Genomic DNA, 3,673 nt, shown 5'->3' with positions numbered 1-3,673 from the left:
TTTTGGCAAACCGATTCAGTCATGGCATTGTCTAGAATACATAGATGATATTTTTTGTCAATGCGTAAGTCCTAATTTATTAATCATCCCATTCTTCTCTAAGTTGCAACTGGAATTCCAAAGCATCCACACGATACGGCAAAAAACCTCGCCATCTCTTTAAATTTTTCCTGGGCAATCTTTCACTGCTACTCTGAGTCTGGGTTGTTACCCGATCGCGCATCAAAGCTGACAATACTTCTAAAAGCTGCTGTTGCTCGTCAGGAGTAAGATTTTGAGCCTGACTCAGTACCTCGCTATAAGTAGACATAGGCTTTATGTTGAGATTTTTGGGCTGATTGTCATTATAGCAATTTAGGATCGAGGGAAGTGCGATAGCCCTGATTTTCCCAAAGTACGATCGCCCTTTTCTTCCTAAAGTACGATCGCCCTTATTTTCCTAAAGTACGATCGCACTTCAGTTAATCATAAATTTCTCTCCGGTGTCCAATCTGGTGAATAGTAATCACCTTTAAATCATCATCAAAAGAATAAATTACCCGATAATCACCCACTCTTAACTTAAAGAAACCTGCCAGATTAGCCGACAACGGCATAGGAGTAATTTGTTCAAAATTTTCAGCCAACCAATTGATTTTATTACCTATACGCTCCTGCACAGCCTGAGTCAATCTTTCGTGGTTAACCAGAGCTTCTGCAGTCAACTCAACCGAATAGCTCATTACGATTTTATGCCGAGTTTTTGATAAAATTCCCCAGGTTCGACGCTGCTTTCTCCTGCTTGTTTACGTTTCATTGACTCTAACAATTTCTGCTTGACTTCTTCCTTAACTTCTAAACCTGCATCAGGATCGCCCAAATATTCTTCTAAACACTGTTCCACGGTATGCCGAATTAAGTCCCGCAATTGATCAACTGTCATGTCTTTGACTTGCATCTTAATCTCCTAGTCCTTTAAGTTGCTTAATGTCAAGCCCTCTATCGTCACTTACTAAAGTATCTAAAGCCTTGACAATTCGTACTTGGTCATCCGGTTGCATTCGCGATAAATAGCGTTCTGCTGCTTTCAGGAGAATGTAGTCAGTAATTTTTTTTCTCCAAATAGCTTCAATTTGAGTTCTTGGGAGGATATCCCCCGATCGCGACCAGCTTGGTAATCTTGCCAAGCAGCTTCGCTCTCTGCTATTTCTTCGGCTGAAATTACTGCATCATCTTCTGCAACTTTTTCGCGTAACTGAATCATTTTTTTCAAGTGTTCTGATAACCGCTGTTTGTCTGCAAACGTCAGGTATTTAACTTTATTCAGTACCTTGTTATAACTAGACATAGACTTGGCTGTAAGAGTTTTTGCTTGCTCTGTATTATATCTCAATTTAAAATTCTGGGAAAAGCGATCGCCCTTTTATTCCCAAAGTTCGATCGCTCTTATACTATCTTGCACAATTTGTTAGCTGTTGCGAATTCACCTCAAAGGCGATCGCAAACTCCACTTGCGGCAGCAATCTTTTGATAATCCGCAAGTGTTCCTCGGCGTCGTTTCGGCGGCGAAAACGCGCCACAGTCAGGCGTTGCAGGTTTGGCAGGTGGCGGTAAATCACCCACGGGTAAAGTTGTTGTTTGTAGTTCATCCTAGTTCTGCAATAGATTGCGGACAAAATGAGACACTAGAAAGGCAGGGCTGATTTCCCGTACTCTGCCCTTTTGCTGTCTATATAGACATAGTGTCTGGACAAAGTTGTTTTGTCAAGTGGTCTAGACACTATGTCACATTTTGTAATGATTAAGCGAAGACAACCTCAAGAAGAAGCTGGCGAATCACCGCTGAAAAAACTCAGAGATGAGTTAGGAATGTCCCAAGAAGAATTTGCTCGGCAAATTGGGACATCGGTACGCACTGTGAGTCGCTGGGAAGCCGGAGATAACGTGCCGACATTCACAATTGCCCAGATGAAAGCTTTGGCAAATTTTTTGCGATCGCGCGGGTTAACTCTTGATGACTTGCCCGATCGCTTTGGCCCGCCTGAGTGAGTATCCGATCGCCCTTTATGCTATCCTATAAGTATATACGCTTTGTATATACATTTTTAGGTACTTTGAATATGACTATCTCGCGCAAACGACTTGAAAAATTAGAAAATATTCCAGAATCTGCGATCGATACCTCTGATATTCCTGAATTAGATGCGAATTTTTGGGCAAAAGCAAAACTCGTAACACCACTGACAAAACAAGCTATTTCTTTAAGGGTTGATAGCGATGTATTAGATTGGTTTAAAAGCCAAGGAAAAGGCTATCAATCTCTAATGAACGCTGTGCTGCGCTCTTATGTTGAACATCATGTAAAAAGCAGTGAATAAATAAATGTGCGATCGCCCTTTTATTCCCAAAGTACGATCGCCCCTCTTTCTTAAGCCTCAAACGGGTTAATCAGTGTGAGTTCAGGAATCCACCGAAAATCCCCTATATTTCTTGTCACCAAAGTTCTGCCATATATCAAAGCTGTTGCCGCAATAATAGCATCCCCAAGAGTCATTCTCCTCATCTGTCTCAACAGCACTGCGCGATCGAGTACAGTGTTAGAAATTGGTACAACCTCCACCACACCAAAGAATTCCTCAAAGTACAATCTATACTCTTCAGTTAGCCGATGATAACCCAAGACTTCAAGGTAACTTATTGCCGACACAATTATGTCATTTTCGCCAATAAAATGCCTAATCTGCGAGTTTTCTGGCTGGGAAGCGTAGATAATAATATTACTGTCTAGCAACATTCATTATTCATCCCTACCTGGAAGTGGACGGTCTTGACGCAAATCTCGCTGCCATTCCACTGGATCGCTAATCTCAGCAAAGACATTATTTGCTGCAATTTTTTCCAATACTTCAACTATTCTCTGACGGCGAAACTCCGCACTTAAAGTCGATCGCTCTTCTTGTAAAGTAACGTAAACTCTGACAGGCCGATTGCCCTGTGTTGGAACCTCATTCGCCCATTCTAAAAGGTTTCCCTTTAATATAGCCTCAAATATTCGCTGCATAGCTAATATCAACTATTCTTTATTTTTACTATTATAACAATTTTGAGCATTAAAGCTACCTGTTTGATTATACCAGATAGTCTGAAATTTGGCTCCAGCGGCCCCGATATTGCCTGCCGTGCGATCGCCCTGAACTTCCTCTGCATGGAAATTTAGTTTTGAGGAATGTTGGCAGGAACTTTAATGTTATCACCTACGCTTCAAGCTCAGCACGCTGAGAAAAAAGCTCGACAAAACCATCTGCAAACCAACAGTCAGGCAAGTGAGCGAGGGAATAACCAAACGCAGAGTTTTAGAAGGATCGAGAGAACCGAAAGCCGTTTCGCTCCAGATAGTTAATGACAAGAACGAGCCCACTATTCCGATTAAAATCAGCGTGACTCCGACAATCAATCCTGTCTCTAGGGTGACATAGCGAAATATTTTGTTTAGTTTGGGGTCTTCCGGCAGGAATTTCTCGCTGATGGCAAAAATCTTGGTGAAAAAAGCGAAAGTTACTGCTTGAAAACCGATGATAATTGCGATCGCACCATAAAGCAGCGTGTGTACATCAAAGCTGATAAGTAGGTCGGTATAAAAAAACAAAGGTAAGTAAAGAAATGTTAACAACTAGAATTGGAACTGAATTTAAAG

General features: G+C 41.5%; 10 protein-coding genes. 2 read left to right on the top strand and 8 right to left on the bottom strand.

The genetic code is table 11. The features are described from left to right. Positions 1-79: 79 nt before the first annotated feature. The 5 genes from QUA16_RS36010 to QUA16_RS35990 all read right to left on the bottom strand — a co-directional run bounded on the left by QUA16_RS36010 (position 80) and on the right by QUA16_RS35990 (position 1,628). Complete coding sequence (locus tag QUA16_RS36010) at positions 80-310, bottom strand: hypothetical protein (protein ID WP_333109591.1); 231 nt, start codon at positions 308-310, stop codon at positions 80-82. Positions 311-461: 151 nt separating this feature from the next. Next, complete coding sequence (locus QUA16_RS36005; protein WP_333109589.1) at positions 462-722, bottom strand: type II toxin-antitoxin system RelE/ParE family toxin; 261 nt, start codon at positions 720-722, stop codon at positions 462-464. Continuing rightward, positions 722-937, bottom strand: a complete 216-nt coding sequence (locus QUA16_RS36000) for a hypothetical protein (protein ID WP_333181774.1) — start codon at positions 935-937, stop codon at positions 722-724. Before QUA16_RS36000 ends, QUA16_RS36005 begins: the two co-directional genes overlap by 1 nt. 129 nt (positions 938-1,066) lie before the next feature. After that, positions 1,067-1,327 carry a hypothetical protein gene (locus tag QUA16_RS35995; protein WP_333109586.1) on the bottom strand — a complete coding sequence of 87 codons (261 nt, stop codon included), beginning with the start codon at positions 1,325-1,327 and terminating at the stop codon, positions 1,067-1,069. A 103-nt stretch (positions 1,328-1,430) separates the two neighbouring features. After that, positions 1,431-1,628, bottom strand: coding sequence for a hypothetical protein (locus QUA16_RS35990; protein WP_293352268.1), 198 nt, complete (start codon positions 1,626-1,628; stop codon positions 1,431-1,433). 133 nt (positions 1,629-1,761) lie between these two features. Here QUA16_RS35990 and QUA16_RS35985 point away from each other — a divergent pair, with 133 nt between their 5' ends. Beyond that, the gene (locus QUA16_RS35985; RefSeq protein ID WP_015178214.1) at positions 1,762-2,028 is read left to right on the top strand and encodes a helix-turn-helix domain-containing protein; all 267 of its coding nucleotides are present in this window, start codon (positions 1,762-1,764) and stop codon (positions 2,026-2,028) included. A gap of 71 nt (positions 2,029-2,099) precedes the next feature. After that, on the top strand, positions 2,100-2,357 hold the full coding sequence (locus QUA16_RS35980; RefSeq protein ID WP_333109585.1) for a BrnA antitoxin family protein: 258 nt from the start codon (positions 2,100-2,102) through the stop codon (positions 2,355-2,357). 50 nt (positions 2,358-2,407) lie between these two features. Here QUA16_RS35980 and QUA16_RS35975 read toward each other — a convergent pair whose 3' ends face one another. The 3 genes from QUA16_RS35975 to QUA16_RS35965 all read right to left on the bottom strand — a co-directional run bounded on the left by QUA16_RS35975 (position 2,408) and on the right by QUA16_RS35965 (position 3,625). After that, on the bottom strand, positions 2,408-2,773 hold the full coding sequence (locus tag QUA16_RS35975; protein ID WP_333109583.1) for a type II toxin-antitoxin system VapC family toxin: 366 nt from the start codon (positions 2,771-2,773) through the stop codon (positions 2,408-2,410). Positions 2,774-2,776: 3 nt separating this feature from the next. Beyond that, positions 2,777-3,040, bottom strand: coding sequence for a hypothetical protein (locus QUA16_RS35970; RefSeq protein WP_333109582.1), 264 nt, complete (start codon positions 3,038-3,040; stop codon positions 2,777-2,779). A 189-nt stretch (positions 3,041-3,229) separates the two neighbouring features. Next, entirely contained in the window at positions 3,230-3,625 is a 396-nt protein-coding gene (locus QUA16_RS35965; protein WP_333181771.1) for a hypothetical protein, read from the bottom strand. Positions 3,626-3,673: the final 48 nt, after the last annotated feature.

Source organism: Microcoleus sp. S13_C3 (assembly GCF_036700905.1).
In the GTDB taxonomy this organism is placed as follows: Bacteria; Cyanobacteriota; Cyanobacteriia; order Cyanobacteriales; family Microcoleaceae; genus Microcoleus.
The sequence above is the reverse complement of the archived record's forward strand: the minus strand, read 5'-3'. Positions and strand labels throughout refer to the sequence as shown.

Bases quoted from the DNA above. Each gene is read 5' to 3' on its own strand.
- QUA16_RS35975 (WP_333109583.1), bottom strand. From the start codon at position 2,773: ATGTTGCTAGACAGTAATATTATTATCTACGCTTCCCAGCCAGAAAAC.
- QUA16_RS35970 (WP_333109582.1), bottom strand. From the start codon at position 3,040: ATGCAGCGAATATTTGAGGCTATATTAAAGGGAAACCTTTTAGAATGG.
- QUA16_RS35985 (WP_015178214.1), top strand. From the start codon at position 1,762: ATGTCACATTTTGTAATGATTAAGCGAAGACAACCTCAAGAAGAAGCT.
- QUA16_RS35980 (WP_333109585.1), top strand. From the start codon at position 2,100: ATGACTATCTCGCGCAAACGACTTGAAAAATTAGAAAATATTCCAGAA.
- QUA16_RS35990 (WP_293352268.1), bottom strand. From the start codon at position 1,628: ATGAACTACAAACAACAACTTTACCCGTGGGTGATTTACCGCCACCTG.
- QUA16_RS36010 (WP_333109591.1), bottom strand. From the start codon at position 310: ATGTCTACTTATAGCGAGGTACTGAGTCAGGCTCAAAATCTTACTCCT.
- QUA16_RS36005 (WP_333109589.1), bottom strand. From the start codon at position 722: ATGAGCTATTCGGTTGAGTTGACTGCAGAAGCTCTGGTTAACCACGAA.
- QUA16_RS36000 (WP_333181774.1), bottom strand. From the start codon at position 937: ATGCAAGTCAAAGACATGACAGTTGATCAATTGCGGGACTTAATTCGG.
- QUA16_RS35995 (WP_333109586.1), bottom strand. From the start codon at position 1,327: ATGTCTAGTTATAACAAGGTACTGAATAAAGTTAAATACCTGACGTTT.